Source organism: Tropicibacter alexandrii, from assembly GCF_003667315.2.
GTDB lineage: Bacteria > Pseudomonadota > Alphaproteobacteria > Rhodobacterales > Rhodobacteraceae > Tropicibacter > Tropicibacter alexandrii.
Genome location: NZ_RCTZ02000021.1, coordinates 39,424 through 56,827 on the forward strand (window position 1 = coordinate 39,424; position 17,404 = coordinate 56,827).

Sequence of the window (17,404 nt, forward strand, 5' to 3'; positions counted from 1 at the left end):
CGGCTTCGGATCGCCTACAAAGCGCCCGAGAACATCGGCGCGCCTTTGATGCCCAACTCCTGCGGGAACTCCGCCTTCAGGATGCTGCCGCTGTCCGACTCCGTGATGTATAGCGTCCGCCCCTCCGGCCCGCCGAAGGCGCAGTTGGTCGTCCCGAGGCCCCGTGGCGAGCGGACCACCGCGATGGGCCGCCCCAGCACGTCATGCACCCAGACCAACCCCATGCCGGTCTGACACACCACGACGCCACCTTCGGAGGTCAGCGCAAGCCCGTCCGGCCCGGCCCGTCCGCCGGAAAACTGGATGAACAGCCCAGCCTTGTTGACCCGTCCACTGGGCGACATGGGCAGCCGCCAGATCGCATTGGCCCGCGTCACGGCGAGAAAGAGCACATGTTCGGCAAGGTCCAGAACCAAGCCATTGGGGCTGGGCACCTTGTCGATCAGGCAGGTCAGCGCGCCGGTCTCAAGCACCCATTTCCAGACACGCCCCGTGGGGTCCTGCAAGCCCGTCTGACCCTGATCCGTGAAATACAGCGCGCCGTCGCGGCCAAAATGCAGGTCATTGCAGCCCTTGAAGCTTTCGGTGTCGGCATCGCCAAGCGCCTTGGTCACGGCCCCGGTGGCCGGATCCAGCAGCATGATGCCGTTCTGGTAATCCGCGAGGAAGATCCGCCCGTCGCGATGGATCTTCAACCCGTTGGGCTGTCCGTCATATTCGGTGATCTGAGTGATCTGGCCGCCCGGATCGGCACGGAACACCCGGCCAAAGGGGATATCGACGAAATACAGGTTCCCGTCGGTGTCAAAGGACGGCCCTTCGAGGAAGCTGTCCGCAGGCGCGCCGCGCCGGTTCTTTTCCGCCCAATAGGACGGCTGCCCGGTCCGACGCAGCGTGGCGGGCAATTCGGTGAACACCTCGGCGTCGATGACGACCGGCTCGGGGAAGGGATAGGTCGGTGTCATCCGAATGTGACCTCCGGCAGGAACAGGGCGATTTGCGGCGCGGCGATGAGCAGCAGCATAAAGGCCACGATGATGATGAAGAAGGGCAGCGTGCCCATGATCACATCCTCGACCTTCACCTCCTCCGACGAGGAGGCCACGACGAACAGGATCACCCCCAAAGGCGGCGTCAACTGGCCCAGCTCGACAAGGATCACCACGAAGACGCCGAACCAGATCGGGTCCACGTCCAGCGCCAGCAGCGCGGGGAAGATCACCGGCACGATGATCGCGATCATGCCCAGCCCTTCCATGAAACACCCGAGGATCGCAAAGACCACCATGATGATCAGCAGAAAGGTCAGGCGCGAGACATTGGCCGTTTCCAGCATGCCGACGAGGTCCTCACCGATGCCCGACAGTGCGGTGGCATAGGCAAAGATCATCGAAGTGAAGACGATGAACAGGATATTGCCACACATGGAGGCGGTGCGGGACAGCGCGTCCTTTACGAGTTGCCAACTGAGCTTGCGATAGAGCCCGGCGATCAGGAGCGCGCCGACCGTGCCGACGGCCCCGGCCTCGGTCGGGGTGGCGAAACCGCCATAGATGCTGCCCAGCACGATCACGATCAGCATGAGGAACGGCACGATATCCAGAAGCGCGCGGCCAAGGTCGCCCGGCGTGGCCTTGGTCTCGACCTTGGGGGCCAGTTGCGGGTTCAGCGTCACCCGCAGCATGATGAACCCCATGTAGCACAGCGCCAGCACGATCCCCGGCACCAGACCGGCGGCAAAGAGACGCGCGATCGAGGTCTCGGTAAAGGTGGCGTAGATGATCATGGTGATCGACGGCGGGATGAGGATGCCCAGCGTGCCGCCTGCGGCCAGCGATCCGGCGACGAGGCGGCGGTTGTATCCGCGCGCGGAAAGCTCCGGCAGGGCGACGGTGGACATGGCGGCGGCGGTGGGGGCAGAGCCGCCCGAGATCGCCGCAAAGATGCCGCTGCCCGCGATATTGGTGTGCAACAACCCGCCCGGCAGCCGCCGCATGAAGGGTGCGACACCGTTATACAGCCGCGTCGACAGGCCGGAGCCAAGCAGGATCTCGGCCATCAGCACGAACAGCGGGATGGCGGCCAGCGTGAAACTGTTCGCCGCGCCCCAACTGACGAGGCCCAGCGCCTTCCAGCCGCCAAAGCCCTTGAGCAGCCAGATATAGGTCAGCCCCGCGCCCGCCACGGCGAATTGCACCCACATGCCGCCAAGGATCAGGCCAATCAGCAGGCCAAAGGCGAGGATCGCTTCCATCTGTCAGTCCCCAGATTTGCGGAAGGTCAGCAGCAGTTGCTCGACCAGAAAGAACGCCAGAACGGAGAACCCGAGCGGCAGGATGAGTTGCGGTATCCAAAGGGGAGTACGCAGAACGGTCGGCGCGAATTTGCCGCGTGAAAAGGAGGACAGCGTCAGGTCCTTGGTCTTCCACGCGAGGATCACGCAGATCACCAGCGCGATCAGGACAAAGACGCGGACCAGCCAGCGGCGCGTGCCTTCGGGCCAGCGGTCCAGCAGGAAATGCACCTGAAACATCGCGTGGCCGCGCAAGGCCAGCGCCGCGCCGAAGAAGGTCATGAAGACCACGCCATAGCCGGTCAGTTCCTCGGCAAAGCCCAGCGAATAGTTGAACCCGCCGCGCAAGAGCGCCTCGAGGCAGACCAGCGAGACAAGCCCCACCAGCACCGCGCCCGTGGCAACGCTGGTGATCCGCGCCACCGCGTCAAAGAGGGGGCCGGCGGATACCGGCCCCGTTTTGTCCTGCACCCGCATCTTACTTGCCGATGGCGGCGCGCACGGTGGCAAGCGCTTCGACATAGTCCGGGCCGTTCTCTTCGGCCCAGGCTTCCCAGAACGGGGCCAGCTTTTCGGTCGCCATGGCCACGTCGCCATCGGCTGCGGCGCTTAGAGTCATGCCCGCCTCGGATTGCGCCTTTTTCTGCACTTCCTCGTCCTCAAGGAAGGCCGCGGTGGTTGCGGGGCCTTCCTCGGCGACGATGGCGCGCAGCTTGGCCTGCGTGTCCTCGGGCAGCGCGGCGAAGCTGTCGGCATTGGCGATGATCATCGAGTTGCCGTAATTCACCGCGAACCGGTAGTTGTAGGGCAGGAATTCGTGCCAGTTCTTGGCCCCACCCGCGCTGGCGGTCAGCACACCTTCGATCACGCCGCGCTCCAGCGAGGTCGGCACTTCGGAGCCGGACAGGGTGATCGGCGCGCCGCCGAATTCCTCGATGAACTTGCCTTGCTCGGGCGAGGTCACGCGGATCTTGTGGCCTTGAAGATCGGCCAGAGAGGTGATCTCGAACGTGGTAAAGATGGTCTGTTCCGGGTAGCGATAGCCGCCCAGCAGCACGACGCCTTGGTCTGCAAAGGCCTCGACCAAGGTCGGCTCCATCGCGGCATAGGCCTTGGCCCATTCCGCGTCGTTTTCGATCAGCATCGGCAGGTTCAGCACGCGCGCCAGCGGCACCGACCCGGAAAAGAAGAAGTCCGCCGCCATGTCGATGATCCCATCGCCCACCGCCTGCGTGATGTCAGCCGACGCGATTTGCAGCGTCTTTCCCAGATGCAGGTCGATGGTCAGGTCGGTATAAGCTGCGACACGGTCGACGATGCGGTTCATGCCCTTGACCGCAGAGGTCGTGGAGACGGACGAGTAGGTATAGGCGGTCCAGTCGTCGGCATGGACGACGGTGGTGGATGCGGCGATCAGCGCAGCGGCGCCGAGTGTTTTCATGGTCATGGTTTTCCTCCAGTGGTGAAAGGTGTGGCCGGGTCTTGCGGCCCGTTTCTTTGAGGTTCCCCCGGCGCAAGAACAGCCTCTTGCGTCAGGGCGAGCCAATCCTTGCGGACGGTATGATGCGGGCTGGCGGTCATGCGCTCTTGCGGCTGTCGATGTAACGCTTCTTCAGCGTCGGGCCGACGATGACGGCGATGGTCAGCGCGACGAGGATCAGGCTGGTGGTGTTCTGGAACAGGATCATCGGGTCGCCGCGTCCGATCCGCAGGGCAAGGCGCAGGTTCTCCTCGGCAAAGCCGCCCAAGATCAGGCCCAGCACGACGGGCGGCAGCGGGAATTTCAGCCGGTCCATCACCCAGCCGATCGCGCCAAAACCAAGCATCAGGTAGACGTCGAACATGCGGCCATGGATCGAATAGACGCCGATCAGCATGAGCACGATGATCACCGACCCCAGCAGCGGGCGCGGCAGGTTCAGCAGGCGCGCAAATGAGTTGGTCGCAAGAGAGCCACCCAGCAGCACCAGCAGGATCGCGCCGAACAGGAACTGCCACATGAAGCCGAACACGATGTCGGGGTTATCGCGGAACAGCATCGGGCCGGGTTGAAGGCCATGCACGAGCAGCCCCCCCAGCATCACGGCGGCGACGGCAGTGCCGGGGATGCCCAGCGTCAGCGCCGGGATCAGCGCCGATGCGGTGTCGGCGTTGTTGGCGACCTCGGCGGCGGCCACGCCCTCGGGCTCGCCCTCGCCCCATGTCTCGGGGTGCTTCGAGGTGCGCCGCGCCTCGTTATAGGACATGAACGCCGCCATGGAGCCACCGGCTCCGGGCAGGATGCCGATCCAGATGCCGATGAAGGAGCCGCGCAGCCACGTCTTCCAGTAGTTCATGCGCGGCAACGCCTTCCAGATCGACTCGGTCCCCAGCTTGGAGCTGTTGATACCGTCCGTCTTCAGCGGCGTTTCCAGCAGGTCGATCACCGGCGGCAGCGCATAGAGGCCGACCAGCAGGATCACGATATTGATGCCGTCCAGCATCTCCAACTGGCCAAAGGTGAAGCGGTCGTTGCCATAGATCGGGTCCGATCCGATGACCGAAACGAAGACGCCGAAACAGGCGGAGATCAGGCCTTTGACCGGGTTGCCGCCCAGCAGGAAGATGATCGAGGCGAGGCCGAAGACGGCGACCCAGAACACCTCGGACGGGCCGAACAGCAGCGTGACGCGCGACAGCGGCGGCGCCAGCAGCATCAGGGCAAAGGCCGAGGCGATGCCACCGAAGGCCGACGAAACAACGGCGACTTGCAGGGCAAACCCGCCCTCGCCCTTTTGCGCCATCGGGTAGCCGTCAAAGGTGGTGGCGACAGCGGCCGGCGTGCCGGGGATGCGCAGGAGCACGGCGGGGATCGCGCCGCCATACATCGCGCCGTTATAAATGCCCGCCATCAGGCCGAGCGCCACAAGCGGCTCCAGCCCGAAGGTGAAGGGCACGAGGACAGAGATCGCCATCGTGGCCGACAGGCCCGGCATGGCCCCCACGACGATGCCCGCGACTACGCCGATGATGACGGCGGCGAAATTCGTCAGAGCAAAGACATCCGGCAGGGCGTGGAGAAGATCAGCATACATGGTTCAGCGCCCCCAGAAACGGCCGGTGGGAAAATCCTGGTTCATCCCGAAGTCAAAAATCGCCCAGATCGTGCCGACCACGATCACAGTCGCGATCAACAGGCCCACCGGGCTGCGATAGCCAAAGAGCCACGCGACCAGCGGAACGGCCACGACGGTGCTGACGTAGAAACCGATGAAATCGGTCGCCAGCGCATAGGCGACGATCAGCAGGAAGGCCCCGACCACCCGCTTGGGCGACTTGGTCATGGGCGCGGCACCCTCGCCCGCGCTGGCCTTGCGCTGGTCGGCAAGCAGCAGGACCACCGACAGCACGATCAGGCCGATCAGCATCGCGGCGGGCAGCAGCGCGGAAATCGCGCGCAGCTCGAATGTCGGAAACAGGAATCCGCTGGCTGCCACGATGATGCCGAGCGCGGTCAGGGTCTCGGGCCGGGTCAGGCGGGATTTGCGGCTCTCGGGCATGGTCGCCTCTTGATGTCAGGGGTGGATGCGTGAGGGGCTGCCCCCTCACGCGGGGTGACTCAGTTCCAGGGGGTGGTTTCCCACACGCCCTTGGCAAGGTCATAGAGGTCCGAGGTCAGTTGCTTGAAATCGTCGCCGGTGACGACTTCGACCGGGTTCGCGGTCGCGGCCATCGCGTCGAGGAATTCCTGATCGCTGGACAGCTGGCTGAACGCGTTCAGCAGCTTGGCCTGCACGTCTTCGGGCAGACCGGCGGGCGCGATGAAGCCGCGCATGGAGCCGTTCACGAGGTCCAGACCCTGTTCCTGAAAGGTCGGCAGGTCGGGCGCGAAGGGCGAGCGTTCCTTGGTGGCGACGCCCAGCACGTTCAACTGGTCCCGGAATTCCGCCACTTCGGAGATGTTCAGGATGCCCATGGCCACGTGCCCACCCAGCAGCGCGGTGCGCGCGGGGGCAGAGCCCTTGAACGGCACGATGGTGAACTCCGTCTCGGTCGCGTTTTGCAGCTTGATCAAGGCAAAGTGGTCATCGCCGCCCAGCGACGACATGCCGACGGTCACGGCAAAGGGGTTCTCCTTGGCCTCGGCGATCAGCTTGTCCAGCGTGTCCAGCCCGCTGTTTTTCGACGTGACGATCACGTTGGGATCGTTCACCACGTTGGCGAGGTAGGTAAAGCTGTCGCGGTCGTAATCCGCCTCGCGGTCGATGGTGCGGGCCATCATGCCGGGCAGGTTGAACGTGCCCAGCGTATAGCCGTCGGGGTCGGCATTGGCCGCCTCGGTCACGCCGATCTGGCCGGAGGCGCCGGGCATGTTCTTGACCACGATGCTGGCCCCTTCGCCCAGATATTTCTCGATGAAGGGCGCCGCGGTGCGGGCCATCACGTCGGTGCCGCCGCCTGCGGAATAGCCGACGATCACCTCGATAGGCTTTTCCGGGTATTCGGCCAGCGCCGCGCCTGCGGCGAGGGTCATTGCGCCTGCGATGGCGACTTTCTTGAAGATGTTGAGCATGTCACTCCTCCTTTTCATGCGCTTGGTGTCAGTCTTTGGGCAGGGCGCAGCCGAGTTTGGTCAGCGTCGCATCAACCCAGGATCGGTCGTTCTTGCCTTCGGCGATGGCTTGCATCTGTGCGGTTTCCGCCGCCAGCTTGGCCTGCGCCTTCTTGAGGATGTCCTCGGCCTCATCCATCGGCACGCAGAGCACACCGTCGCCGTCGCCGATGATGATGTCGCCGGGATGAACAACCATGCCGTCGATGGCGACGGGCACGTTGATTTCACCGGGGCCGTCCTTGTAGGGGCCGCGATGGGTCACACCGGCGGCAAAGACCGGGTGGTTGACCTCTTTCATCGCGTCCGAATCCCGGATCGCACCATTCAGCACCAGCCCGGCCACGCCGCGTTTGATCGCGTAGGCCAGCATCATCTCACCAAACAGGGCGTTGGTGGTGTCGCCCCCGGCATCCATCACGATCACATCGCCGGGCTGTGCCATGTCGATGGCCTTGTGCAGCATCAGGTTGTCGCCGGGCCGCGCCTTGACCGTCAGGGCCACGCCCGCCATGCCGCCAGAGGCGTGCATCGGGCGCAGGGTCGGGCCAGCGGCGGTCATGCGCGACATGCTGTCGGACACGTTGGCGACGGGCAGCTTGGCGAATTCGGCGACGATGTCGGGGGGCGCGACGCGGTCACGTTTCAGGATACGGAAACCGAGGGTCATGGTCATTTCTCCACGCTGGCCAATTCGGCCTGTGCGGCGGCCAGCAATTTGCGGTTGATGATGCGTTCTGGGGCGACGGGCTGGCCGTCGAGGATCTGAAAGATCCCCCGCACCGCATCGACGCCGACACGCGCGCCCGCCTGGCGGGTGACACCGCCGATATGCGGGGTCAGAACGATTTCCGGCACGGCAAAGAACGGATGATCCGGGCTGGGCGGCTCGACCGCAAAGGTATCCAGCCCCGCGCCCGCCAGATGGCCGCTTTGGATCGCGGCCACAAGCGCCGCCTCGTCGATCAGCCCACCGCGCGCGGTGTTGATGACGTAGCCGCCTGCGGGCATGCGGGCCAGCGCGTCGGCGTTCAGGATTTTGCGGGTCTGGTCGGTCAGCGGGCAATGCAGCGACAGGATATCGGTTTCGGCCAGCATGTCCTCGAAGCTGGCGCAGCGCATCACGCCCAGTTCGTCAAAGGCCGCGTCGGGCGCATAGGGGTCAAAGCCGACCAGCGTCAGCCCAAGCCCCTGCGCAATCCGACCGGTGGCCTGCGCAATCGCGCCCATGCCCATCAGGCCCATGGTCGCCCCGGCAATCTCGCGCCCCGCGAAGCCGGGCTTTTCCCAGCGCCCGGCGCGCAATCCCGCATCCAGCGGCAGCACACGCTTGACCGCCGCCAACAACAGCGCAATCGCGTGCTCGGCGACGGAGACGGCATTGGCCCCGGTCGCGACCAGCACCGGAATGCCGCGCTCGGCAGCGGCCTGAATGTCGATATTGTCGACCCCGACACCGTGTTTCGAGATCACTCGAAGCTGCGGGGCCGCATCCATCACGGCGGCATCCAGACGGCCCATGCGGGACACGATCCCCTCGGCGCCGGTCTGTTGGAGATAGTCGGAAATCACCGCGCTGTCGGCATAGGGCGGGGTATGCACGGTCTGGTACCCTTGGTCTGCCACCAGTTGGGCGGCCGCCGGATCCAGGTCAGGCCCCGTCACGAGGATTGTCTTGCTCATCGCGCATGTCTCCATAGCGTCCCGAAGCGTCGGGGCGCGCCATTTCGTCTGGTTGTCTGTCGATTGGCCCACAGCGGTCTCCCAAACCGGGCTGCGGGTGTCCTCCTTGGTCGATCACTCTAATGCCAAGAATGTCTTCACAAAAGCGCCTAATTCTGGTAGTTAAATTTAGAAAAACTGGATTTACGCGTGGATACCCGGCAGCTAAAGACCCTTTTGGCCATTCAATCCCGTGGCACATTTGCACAGGCTGCCGATGCGGTTGGCCTGACCCCGTCGGCTGTCAGCCAGCAGATCCACGCGCTGGAAGACGAGTTGCGCGTCACCATCTTCGACCGCAGCAGCCGACCGCCACGGATCACGCCCGAAGGGATGCAAGTGCTTGAAATGGCGCGTGATATCCTGCGTCGCGAAGAAGACACGAAGGCCAGCCTGCGCGGCGACCAGATTGCCGGGACCCTGATGCTCGGGTCGGTTCGTTCGAGCGCGCTGAACCTTCTGCCCCGCGCGCTGGTCCAGATGCGCCAAAGCTATCCGGACCTGAAGCCGAACCTGAGGGTCTCGCTCTCCGCGACACTGATCGCGGATGTGGCGGCGGGACGGTTGGATGCCGCCATCGTCGCCGAACATCTTGGCATCCCCAACTCCCTGCGGTGGAGCCCCTTTCTGCGCGAACCGCTATGGCTGATCGTACCGCGCGGCCTCGAAGCGGGCGATCCGATCGCATTGCTGAATACGCGCCCCTATATCCGCTTTCGCAGCGCCGTCCCCTTGGCGAATTTGATCGATACCGAACTTTCCCGCCTCGGGGTAGTGACGAACGACGTCGCCGAGATGGATACCATCGGGTCGATCGTCACCGGCGTCAGACAGGGGCTGGGTATCTCGGTGGTCCCGCATGTGGCGCTTCAGGACCCTGAGGACATGAACATCACCCGCCTTCCGTTCGGCACGCCGCAGGTCAATCGCCAGATTGGCATCGTCGAGCGCACCGCAGCCCCGCGTGCCGAGATCATAGCACTTCTTCATGCGGTTCTGGCACAGCTGTGCGGGCCCCACGGCGTCGAACGCCCGGCCCGATCCTGACGCCATGCCCCCGGGACGGACACCTTTGGACCAGCCCCCGACCGGCGCCGCCGCTCGTGCGCGGAAAAACCCGGAGGACCGACGGGCTAAATGGCGTTCGCAGGCGGAAGGCTAGGCAGGTCTGGTGGGCGAAGATCGACTGACACAGGGTCCGGAGGGAAAGGTTGCGTCAAACCCAGCCTTCCTTGCGGGCCAGTGCGGCGGCCTCGCCGCGCGAGGCGACGTCGAGCTTGCCGAGAATGGCCGAAACGTGGTGGTCGACGGTCTTGGCCGAGACGAACAAGCGGTCCGCGATGGCGGCATTCGACAGGCCTTCGCCCAGCAAGCCCAGCACCTGCATCTGCCGTTTCGTCAGACCCGCCGGGTTTTCGAGCGTCGTCGCGCGCGGTTTGGCCGGGGCGTTGACCTCCAGCCCACGGGTCCGCGCGCGGGTCAGGACGGCCTCACGCACACGCGCCGCGCCAAGCCGGTCGAGGATCAGAAGCGCGCGCGCCACGGCGTCCGCGTCCCCTTCGGCAAGGGCCAGCGCCTCGCGATAAGGATCGCCCGCCTGCCGCCAATGCGCGGCGGCTGCAGCCCAGTCCCCTGCCATCGACGCCCGGTACGGATCGTGCAATCGGCTCATCCCGCCGGGCAGCCGGGCCGGGTCGATCCGCCGCTGCCAGTCCAGAAACTCCTCCTTGAGCATCGCGTTGATCGGCAGCGCGAGTGCGTCTTCCAACCGTGCTTGCGCGCGGACCTTGTCCTCCAGCCCCAGCCATGCGCGCTCGGCGATTAGACAGGCGACATCACAGATGTGGCGGGCGTCTTCCTCGGTGCCCATCAGGGCGTCGATCTCGTCCAGATATTCTCCGCCGTCGCTGTCCCCGCGCCGCATGGCGATCCGCGACGCGGCCAATCGCAACAGAATCGCTGGTGAGGATTGTTCCAGCGGCTTGGACAGGATGTCCTGCGCGGTCGCGAGGGCGTCGTCCCATCGTCCAAGCCGGTCCAGCACGTGCACACGAAATCCTTGGTGAAAATCCACTTGTTCCGTCGTGTCCGTCTCGTAAGCCGTGGCGATTGCAGTGTCGAAAAGGTCGAGCGCCTCCTTGAACCGCAGGCCATACCAGTTGACGACGCCGCCATTCGACAGGCTCCGCGTCAGGTTGATCGGGCTGCGGGCCGCTTTGGCCGCCGCGATGCTTTCGGTGTAAAGCGCGTTTTGCTCGGAGCTGTCGAACAGGCTGGCCAGCGACAGCGTGCTAAGCGCGTGACTGACGATGTCGTTGCGGCCCAGCCGCTGCGCCATTTCAAGCGCGCGCTGTGCGACCGGAAGGCTGGCTTCCATCTGGTAATCGGACATGGCAATCTGCGCGCGGCTGGCCAGCGCCATGGCCAGTTCATCGGTATCCGCCCCTTCCTGCAGGGCGATCGCCTGATCACCCAATGTCCGGGCCTGCGCCTTTTGACCGGCGGTCCATTTCACGCGCGACAAGCGCTGCAGGATGCGGCCTTTCAGCGTGGTATCGGCCCCGGCGACGTCGACCGCGCGCTCGAAATACCCCATGGCATCGCGCAACCGGCTGACAAGGCGGCAGGCCTCGCCGGCCTCGAAGAGCAACGCGGCAAGTGTTGCTTCATCCTGCGGATCCGCAAGTTCGACCGCGATGGACAGGTAATCGGCGGCCTGCCGGTTGGCCCCTGCGGCCATCGCCTCGCGACCCGCGAGGGGGGCAAGGCGGGCGATCTGCGCCCGGTCTCCGGCGGCGCGTGCATGGTGCATCTGCCGTGCGTTCGGCACCTGCGCATCCGTCTGCATCCTGACCAACAGCGCCGCGTTGAGACGGCGGCGCTGTGTCGGTTTCAGGGCCATTTCCACCGCCAACCGGGCGATTTCGTGCCGGTAGGCCAGAAAGTTGTCGTCCTCCTGAAGCAACCCGCTGTCGATGGCAGGATCGAGCGCCTCATCCTCGACCCCGGCGAGGACGAGCGCCCAATCCCGTTCCGCCCGCCGCGGAAAGATCGACACGGCCTCCAGCACCTGACGGGTCTCGGGCGGCAGGCGGCCCAGCCGGTTCAGGACCGTGTCCTGCACGCTGCGCAGGGCATCATCCTTGCCCGCGCGCAACAGCTCGGTCACGTAAAAGGGATTGCCGCCCGTGATCCGGTGAACCTCCTCCGGGGCCTGCCCGCTGCCCGCCGCGAGGCGATTGACCGCATCGGCAGACAGCGGCTGCAAGGCGATCCGGGTTGCATCCGAGGCAGCGACGCCGTCCATCGCGCGGCGCAGTTGCGGGCGGCCCTGTGTCTCGTCATCGCGGGCGGTCACGACCATCAGGATGCGGCGTGTTCGCAGGCGCCGTGCGGCGAAACGCACGAAATCGAGCGTGGCCTCGTCCGCCCAGTGCAAATCCTCGATCAGCAACAAGGACGTGTCCCCGGCCTCCTCGATGGCGGCGAGCAGGTTCAGGAAGACCGACAGCCTGTCGCCTTCGTTGCGCCACAGCGCGTCCAGATCGACCCCGGCATCGACCGCGACGTCCCGCAAGGGTCCAAGCGGTTCGGGGATCGACAGGTCCTCGCAGGCGCCGCGCAGGGACCGAGCCCCTGTCATCCGCTCTTCGAAGGCGCGCAACAGGGTCGTTTTGCCCGCGCCCGCCTCGCCGGTGACGAAGACGCTGTGCCCGGCCCCGTTACGCGCGGCCTGTGCAAGGCTGTCCAGCTGCGCAAGCGCCGCGTCGCGTTCGAGGATAGGGATATCCACGCTGCCGTCTCCCTATGGCGGGCCGCATCCGATGATGGCCCGGGCCGACAATGGCGGAAAAAATAGGGAATGCCAAAGCGCAAAAATGGGGAGGGTTCCCGACGCGGGCCGGGCCTTGGCTGGGTAGTTTGGGTCACAGGACGACAAGCATCCCCCAAAGGAGCCACCCCATGACCGACATGCCCGACACCCGCGCCATCCGGAACCTCCACGCTTCACAACCGCGCAGCCTGCTGTTCGCCGCGCTGACGCTCCCCTTGGACATGGCCGAGACGCTGTGGAAGCTGATGACCCGTGACGCCCGTTGGCCGATGCCGACCGATGCCCGCAGCCGCGCCGAACGCGCGCTGCTGGCTGAACGCCTGCGGGACGAATCCCGCCGCAAGGTGGATCGGCTGATGATGTGATCTGGCGCGGGCAGGTGACCATTCTGCGGTTCTGCTTTGGCCCTCACGCACACCGATACGATGTGGTCGCCAAAGACCTCGCAGCCTCAGTCGCGAAGCCCGGCATAGGTGATCCGTCGCAAGACCCACTCGAACGGACCGAGCGCGAAGCGCGACCGCCAGATCATCAACGCCCCGATCAGGGCCGCCGTCACCGCGATGGCAATGGCCGTGGCGGTCAGCCGGTCCACCGCATCCCAAAGGCCCAGCCCGTAGCCCGAAAAGATCGTCGAGAGGAGGATCGACTGGCCCAGATATATGCTTAGGCTCGACCCTCCCGCTTTCAGTGCTTGCGCCATGATCGGCCCCGGCGGGCGGGACAGTGCCGCGATCAGGCCGAGATAGCCCAGCGTCGCGACCGGCGCGGCTATGACCGTCAGAAGGACGCCGGGCACTGCTGGCCCCCATTGCCAGATCGCGGCCCCGGCAAGCCCCAGCACCACACCCGGCCCGAGACACCAGCGCCGCGCGCGCCGCCAGAGCGGATGACCCGCGTCGTCGATCATCCCGGACTTCACCGCGGCCAGTCCAAGGCAGAACCAGCCGAGCGCCGCGATGCCTTGGATCACGAGGAAAGACGGCATGATGACCGCAAAGCCTATGCTTCGGAACAGGGCTGCGTCGAGGAACCCGCCCTCGGTCAGGATGGCGCGTTCCATCGCGATGATGTCGGGCGGCGTCTCTGGCGCGGCCAGCAGCAGCGGCGGCGCGATGAGGGTTTGGAGAACAAGCAACGCCGCGCCGACCTGCACGAGACGCCGCACGGGCCAGTTCCGAAACAGGTACAGGACGGACCCCGTCACCGCGTAGATCGTCAGGATATCGCCGGGAAAGAACAGGCAGCCATGGGCGATGCCAAGGATGGCAAGGCCGATCATCCGGTTGCGGTACAGGCGTCCAAAGGGCAGCCCGCGCCGCGCCGCCGCGCGCATCAGAAACCCCAGCCCGACGCCGAACATGAAGGAAAACAACCCGTAGGATTTGAGCAGCGCCAATCCGTTCACCAGCCACAAGGCAAGCGCGTCCCGCATCGTGTCGGCGGCAGGGTCTGCAAAGCTGCCGAGCGCGGAGAAAGCAATGTATTGGACATTGACGACGACGATGCCGAACAGCGCGACGAGGCGCAGGTAATCGGGCATCAGGGCGCGCGGCGATCTTGTCATCGGCGGGTGAACACGGACAAGGCCAGCGTCAACATCTCGCGGATGCGCGCGGGGTCTTCGCCCGATGCACGCTGGGTGATGGCCAGCGCGATCTGCTCGCCAAGGTAGCGCGCCCCGGCCTCGACCGACAGGCCATCGGGCCACTCGCCTGCGTCGCGGGCCGCTTGCAGGAATGCCGCATAAGCCGCGCGCGCCGCTGCGTCGATCTCTTCGACCCGCGACAGCGTGTCCGGCCCAAGCCGGTGCTTGCCCGCGCGCATCTTGTAGAACAGGCAACCGGTCTCCATTCGGGGATCGTCGCTGGCGAAGTCGATCAGCGCGTCAAGCGTCTGGTGCAGCCCCGTCCCGCCCTGAAGGATCACGAAGATGTCCGACAGCACCTGTTCGGCATAGCGGTCGAGCACCGCGCGCGACAAGCCGTCCTCGCTGCCGAACGCGCGATAGAGCGAAGGCTTGGAGATGCCCGCCATCTGACAGATCGCGTTGACCGACACATCGGCCGGGTCGTTTTGCCAATACGCGCTCATCGCGACGTCGAGCACGTTCTCGGCGTTCATCGTGCGCGGTCGGCCGCGTTTCGGGTCAGGATCGCTCATTTTTATACCAATCGGTATTTTAAGTCTTGACTGGGTGCGGCCTATATTCGTACCACTCGGTAACACAGCACGCAAGCTGGAGTATGACCGATGTCTGCACCTGAAGGAACCCTCCTCCTCACATGGACGGGCCACGGTTTTGGTGCGGCAGGACCCGGCTTTCGCGGACCTTGCCCGGATGCAACGCGCAGCGTTCACGCCTGACCACCCAAGCATCCCTCCCCCTGAAAAAGGAACCCATCCCATGAAACAGACCCTGACGGCCGCCGTAGCCGCCGCATCGCTTGCCACCGGTGCCCTTGCCGATGACGCCCCGTCGATCAAGCCGGTTGTGGGCGCGTTTCTGGGCGCCGTCCTGCAAGGCGACGTCGACACGATGCGGGACTTGGCCAACGCGGATTATATCCAGCACAACCCGTTCATCCCGACCGGGCTGGAGCCGTTCATCGGCCTTCTGCCGGTGCTGGCAGAGGCCGGCACGACCGCCGAGAACATCCGCATGTTCGAAGACGGCAACTATGTCTTCATGCACAATATCTGGCGCAATGCCGCGCCCTTCGGGGCCGATGAGATGGTGTCGTTTGACATCATCCGCGTGGACGAGAATGGCAAGGTCGCCGAACACTGGGATGCGATGACGCAGCTGGTCACCGAAACGGTCAGTGGCAGAACGCAGACCGACGGCCCGACCGAGGTCACGGATCTGGACAAGACCGAGGCGAACAAGGCCCTTGCCGTCGCCTTGATCGAAGATGTGCTGATGGGGCGCGACCCGGCGAAGATCACCGACTACATCAGCGCCGAAAGCTACGCCCAGCACAACCCGATGATCGGGGACGGGCTAAGCGGGATCGTCGCGGCGGTCGAGGCGCTGACGGCACAGAACAACATGTTCCAATACACCAAGGTCCACAAGGTTCTGGGCGAAGGCAACTTTGTCCTGACCGTCAGCGAAGGCCAATGGAATGGCACCACCAACGCCTTCTATGACCTGTTTCGCATGGAGGATGGCAAAATCGTCGAGCATTGGGACGTGATCCAGCCCGTCCCGACCGCGGGCCTTGCCAACACCAACGGTATGTTCACCGGCTTCGACAACTGAGCGCTGCGCGGTCGGGGTTCAGGCCCGACCGCGCATTTCCGCGCCCAAGCCGTGTGCGATTATCCAGTTCCCCACGCGGCCCATCCGAACGCGGGACCCTTTGCCCAGCGCAACAACCCGGCCATCGACCGGCCCCATCAGGGACCGCAAAAATCGACCGCCACCGGCTGCGTCCCCTCAAGTGTGCTCGTGCGCCAAGTGGGCATTGACCTCATCAAGTACGGTCAGGCCCGCCTTTCTGGACCCGACCTGAACGGCAGCGTCGCATCCGGTGCGGGCGCCCCACGAACAGCATGGGCAGACAGCTCGCACTCGCGGCATGGCCCATTGTCGAACCTTGCAGCGCGATAGGGGCTCGTCATTCCGCCGCGATCTCTTTCCGGGTCGAGAGGATCGCGCCTGTGTTGTCCTCGATCCAGTCGGCCAACACACGCACATGCTGCGCGACCTCTTCGCCCATCGGGGTCAGGCTGTATTCCACATGCGGCGGCACCACCTTGAAGGCCTGCCGGTGCACGAATCCGTCTGCCTCCAGCGTCTGCAGCGTCTGGGTCAGCATCCGGTCACTGACCCCGCCGATGGTCCGCCGAAGCGCGGCAAAGCGGATCGTGCGACCCTGAAGCGCAATCAGCGTCAGAACGGCCCAGCGACCTGTGACATGTTTCAGGATGTCGCGCGACGGGCATTCCTGCGCCTGCAGGTTGCCCACCAGCTTGCCCGTGCGGACGGCGTCACTGAGCTTTGGCATGGGGACCTCGGAATTTTTAAACTAACAAAAATGTATGTACTTACCTTTGGTAAGTAAAGAGGTTACCTCTTCGCTATCGAAATCGAAAGCAGAGAGACACATCATGACCCTCGCACTCACCGGCGCCACCGGCCAGCTTGGCCGCCTTGTCATCGAAACCCTTAAAGCCAAGACCGCGCCCGACGGCATCGTCGCGCTGGCCCGCGACACCGCCAAGGCCACCGACCTTGGCGTGCCCGCCCGCGCTTTCGACTATGACGCGCCCGACACCCTCGCCCCGGCGCTCGACGGCGTCGACACGCTGCTGCTGATCTCGGGCAGCGAGATCGGCCGCCGCGTGCCGCAACATGCCGCCGTGATCGAGGCCGCGAAGGCCGCTGGCGTCCAGCATATCGTCTATACCAGCCTGCTGAACGCACCCTCCAGCACGCTGAGCCTTGCCCCTGAACATGTCGAAACGGAAAAGCTTCTGGCCGCGTCCGGCATCGGTCACACCATTCTGCGCAATGGCTGGTATACCGAGAACTACACCATGGGCCTGCCCGCCGCGCTGGAACACAACGCCCTGATCGGCGCGGCCAAGGATGGCCGGATCTCTTCGGCCACGCGGCAGGATTACGCCGAGGCTGCCGTGGCCGTGCTGCTGAACGCGGACCTTCGGGGCAAGACCTACGAGCTTTCCGGCGATGACAGCTATACCCTCACCGAACTGGCCGCCACGTTGTCCGCACAGGCCGGCAAGGAGGTCCGCTATGTCGACATGCCCGAGGCCGACTATGCCGCCGCGCTGACCGGCGCGGGCCTGCCCGCCGAGCTGGCCGGGTTTCTGGCGCATTGCGATGTCGAGGCCTCAAAGGGGGCGCTGTTCGATGAGGGAACGCAGCTTTCCGCCCTGATCGGCCGCCCGACCACGCCGCTGGCCACCGCCGTTGCCGCCGCAATCGGCTAAG

At 65.1% G+C, this 17,404-nt stretch carries 17 protein-coding genes; 4 read left to right on the forward strand and 13 right to left on the reverse strand.

Annotated elements, in window-relative coordinates:
• Positions 1 to 14: 14 nt before the first annotated feature.
• The 9 genes from D8Z78_RS20025 to D8Z78_RS20065 all read right to left on the reverse strand — a co-directional run bounded on the left by D8Z78_RS20025 (position 15) and on the right by D8Z78_RS20065 (position 8,567).
• On the reverse strand, positions 15 to 965 hold the full coding sequence (locus tag D8Z78_RS20025; protein ID WP_121632319.1) for an SMP-30/gluconolactonase/LRE family protein: 951 nt from the start codon (positions 963 to 965) through the stop codon (positions 15 to 17).
• Entirely contained in the window at positions 962 to 2,254 is a 1,293-nt protein-coding gene (locus D8Z78_RS20030; RefSeq protein WP_121632320.1) for a TRAP transporter large permease, read from the reverse strand. Before D8Z78_RS20030 ends, D8Z78_RS20025 begins: the two co-directional genes overlap by 4 nt.
• Before the next feature lie 3 nt (positions 2,255 to 2,257).
• Entirely contained in the window at positions 2,258 to 2,716 is a 459-nt protein-coding gene (locus D8Z78_RS20035; protein ID WP_240672194.1) for a TRAP transporter small permease, read from the reverse strand.
• A gap of 55 nt (positions 2,717 to 2,771) precedes the next feature.
• The gene (gene dctP / locus D8Z78_RS20040; protein ID WP_121632324.1) at positions 2,772 to 3,740 is read right to left on the reverse strand and encodes a TRAP transporter substrate-binding protein DctP; all 969 of its coding nucleotides are present in this window, start codon (positions 3,738 to 3,740) and stop codon (positions 2,772 to 2,774) included.
• 130 nt (positions 3,741 to 3,870) lie between these two features.
• Positions 3,871 to 5,367, reverse strand: coding sequence for a tripartite tricarboxylate transporter permease (locus tag D8Z78_RS20045; protein WP_121632325.1), 1,497 nt, complete (start codon positions 5,365 to 5,367; stop codon positions 3,871 to 3,873).
• Between the two features lie 3 nt (positions 5,368 to 5,370).
• The gene (locus D8Z78_RS20050; protein WP_121632327.1) at positions 5,371 to 5,832 is read right to left on the reverse strand and encodes a tripartite tricarboxylate transporter TctB family protein; all 462 of its coding nucleotides are present in this window, start codon (positions 5,830 to 5,832) and stop codon (positions 5,371 to 5,373) included.
• 59 nt (positions 5,833 to 5,891) lie between these two features.
• Positions 5,892 to 6,845 carry a Bug family tripartite tricarboxylate transporter substrate binding protein gene (locus D8Z78_RS20055; RefSeq protein ID WP_121632329.1) on the reverse strand — a complete coding sequence of 318 codons (954 nt, stop codon included), beginning with the start codon at positions 6,843 to 6,845 and terminating at the stop codon, positions 5,892 to 5,894.
• A 28-nt stretch (positions 6,846 to 6,873) separates the two neighbouring features.
• The gene (locus D8Z78_RS20060; RefSeq protein WP_121632330.1) at positions 6,874 to 7,560 is read right to left on the reverse strand and encodes an RraA family protein; all 687 of its coding nucleotides are present in this window, start codon (positions 7,558 to 7,560) and stop codon (positions 6,874 to 6,876) included.
• A complete protein-coding gene (locus D8Z78_RS20065; protein ID WP_121632368.1) occupies positions 7,557 to 8,567 on the reverse strand; it encodes a hydroxyacid dehydrogenase in 1,011 nt (336 codons plus the stop codon). The genes D8Z78_RS20060 and D8Z78_RS20065 overlap by 4 nt, the downstream gene beginning before the upstream one ends.
• 189 nt (positions 8,568 to 8,756) lie before the next feature.
• Here D8Z78_RS20065 and D8Z78_RS20070 point away from each other — a divergent pair, with 189 nt between their 5' ends.
• Positions 8,757 to 9,653, forward strand: a complete 897-nt coding sequence (locus tag D8Z78_RS20070) for a LysR family transcriptional regulator (protein WP_121632332.1) — start codon at positions 8,757 to 8,759, stop codon at positions 9,651 to 9,653.
• Positions 9,654 to 9,822: 169 nt separating this feature from the next.
• Here D8Z78_RS20070 and D8Z78_RS20075 read toward each other — a convergent pair whose 3' ends face one another.
• Complete coding sequence (locus D8Z78_RS20075; RefSeq protein WP_121632334.1) at positions 9,823 to 12,399, reverse strand: ATP-binding protein; 2,577 nt, start codon at positions 12,397 to 12,399, stop codon at positions 9,823 to 9,825.
• Between the two features lie 170 nt (positions 12,400 to 12,569).
• On the opposite strand from D8Z78_RS20075, the gene D8Z78_RS20080 reads away from it, so the two are divergent.
• On the forward strand, positions 12,570 to 12,806 hold the full coding sequence (locus D8Z78_RS20080; protein ID WP_121632335.1) for a hypothetical protein: 237 nt from the start codon (positions 12,570 to 12,572) through the stop codon (positions 12,804 to 12,806).
• 86 nt (positions 12,807 to 12,892) lie between these two features.
• Here the strand turns inward: D8Z78_RS20080 and D8Z78_RS20085 are convergent, their stop codons facing one another.
• A complete protein-coding gene (locus tag D8Z78_RS20085) occupies positions 12,893 to 14,008 on the reverse strand; it encodes a DUF418 domain-containing protein (protein WP_121632337.1) in 1,116 nt (371 codons plus the stop codon).
• Complete coding sequence (locus tag D8Z78_RS20090; RefSeq protein ID WP_164933032.1) at positions 14,005 to 14,604, reverse strand: TetR/AcrR family transcriptional regulator; 600 nt, start codon at positions 14,602 to 14,604, stop codon at positions 14,005 to 14,007. Before D8Z78_RS20090 ends, D8Z78_RS20085 begins: the two co-directional genes overlap by 4 nt.
• Positions 14,605 to 14,848: 244 nt before the next feature.
• Here D8Z78_RS20090 and D8Z78_RS20095 point away from each other — a divergent pair, with 244 nt between their 5' ends.
• The gene (locus tag D8Z78_RS20095; RefSeq protein ID WP_121632340.1) at positions 14,849 to 15,706 is read left to right on the forward strand and encodes a nuclear transport factor 2 family protein; all 858 of its coding nucleotides are present in this window, start codon (positions 14,849 to 14,851) and stop codon (positions 15,704 to 15,706) included.
• A gap of 358 nt (positions 15,707 to 16,064) precedes the next feature.
• On the opposite strand, the gene D8Z78_RS20100 is transcribed toward D8Z78_RS20095, so the two are convergent.
• Positions 16,065 to 16,454 (reverse strand): winged helix-turn-helix transcriptional regulator, encoded by a 390-nt coding sequence (locus D8Z78_RS20100; RefSeq protein WP_121632342.1) that lies wholly within the window; start codon positions 16,452 to 16,454, stop codon positions 16,065 to 16,067.
• A gap of 103 nt (positions 16,455 to 16,557) precedes the next feature.
• Between D8Z78_RS20100 and D8Z78_RS20105 the strand changes: the two genes are divergently transcribed.
• Complete coding sequence (locus D8Z78_RS20105; RefSeq protein WP_121632344.1) at positions 16,558 to 17,403, forward strand: SDR family oxidoreductase; 846 nt, start codon at positions 16,558 to 16,560, stop codon at positions 17,401 to 17,403.
• Position 17,404 lies beyond the last annotated feature (1 nt).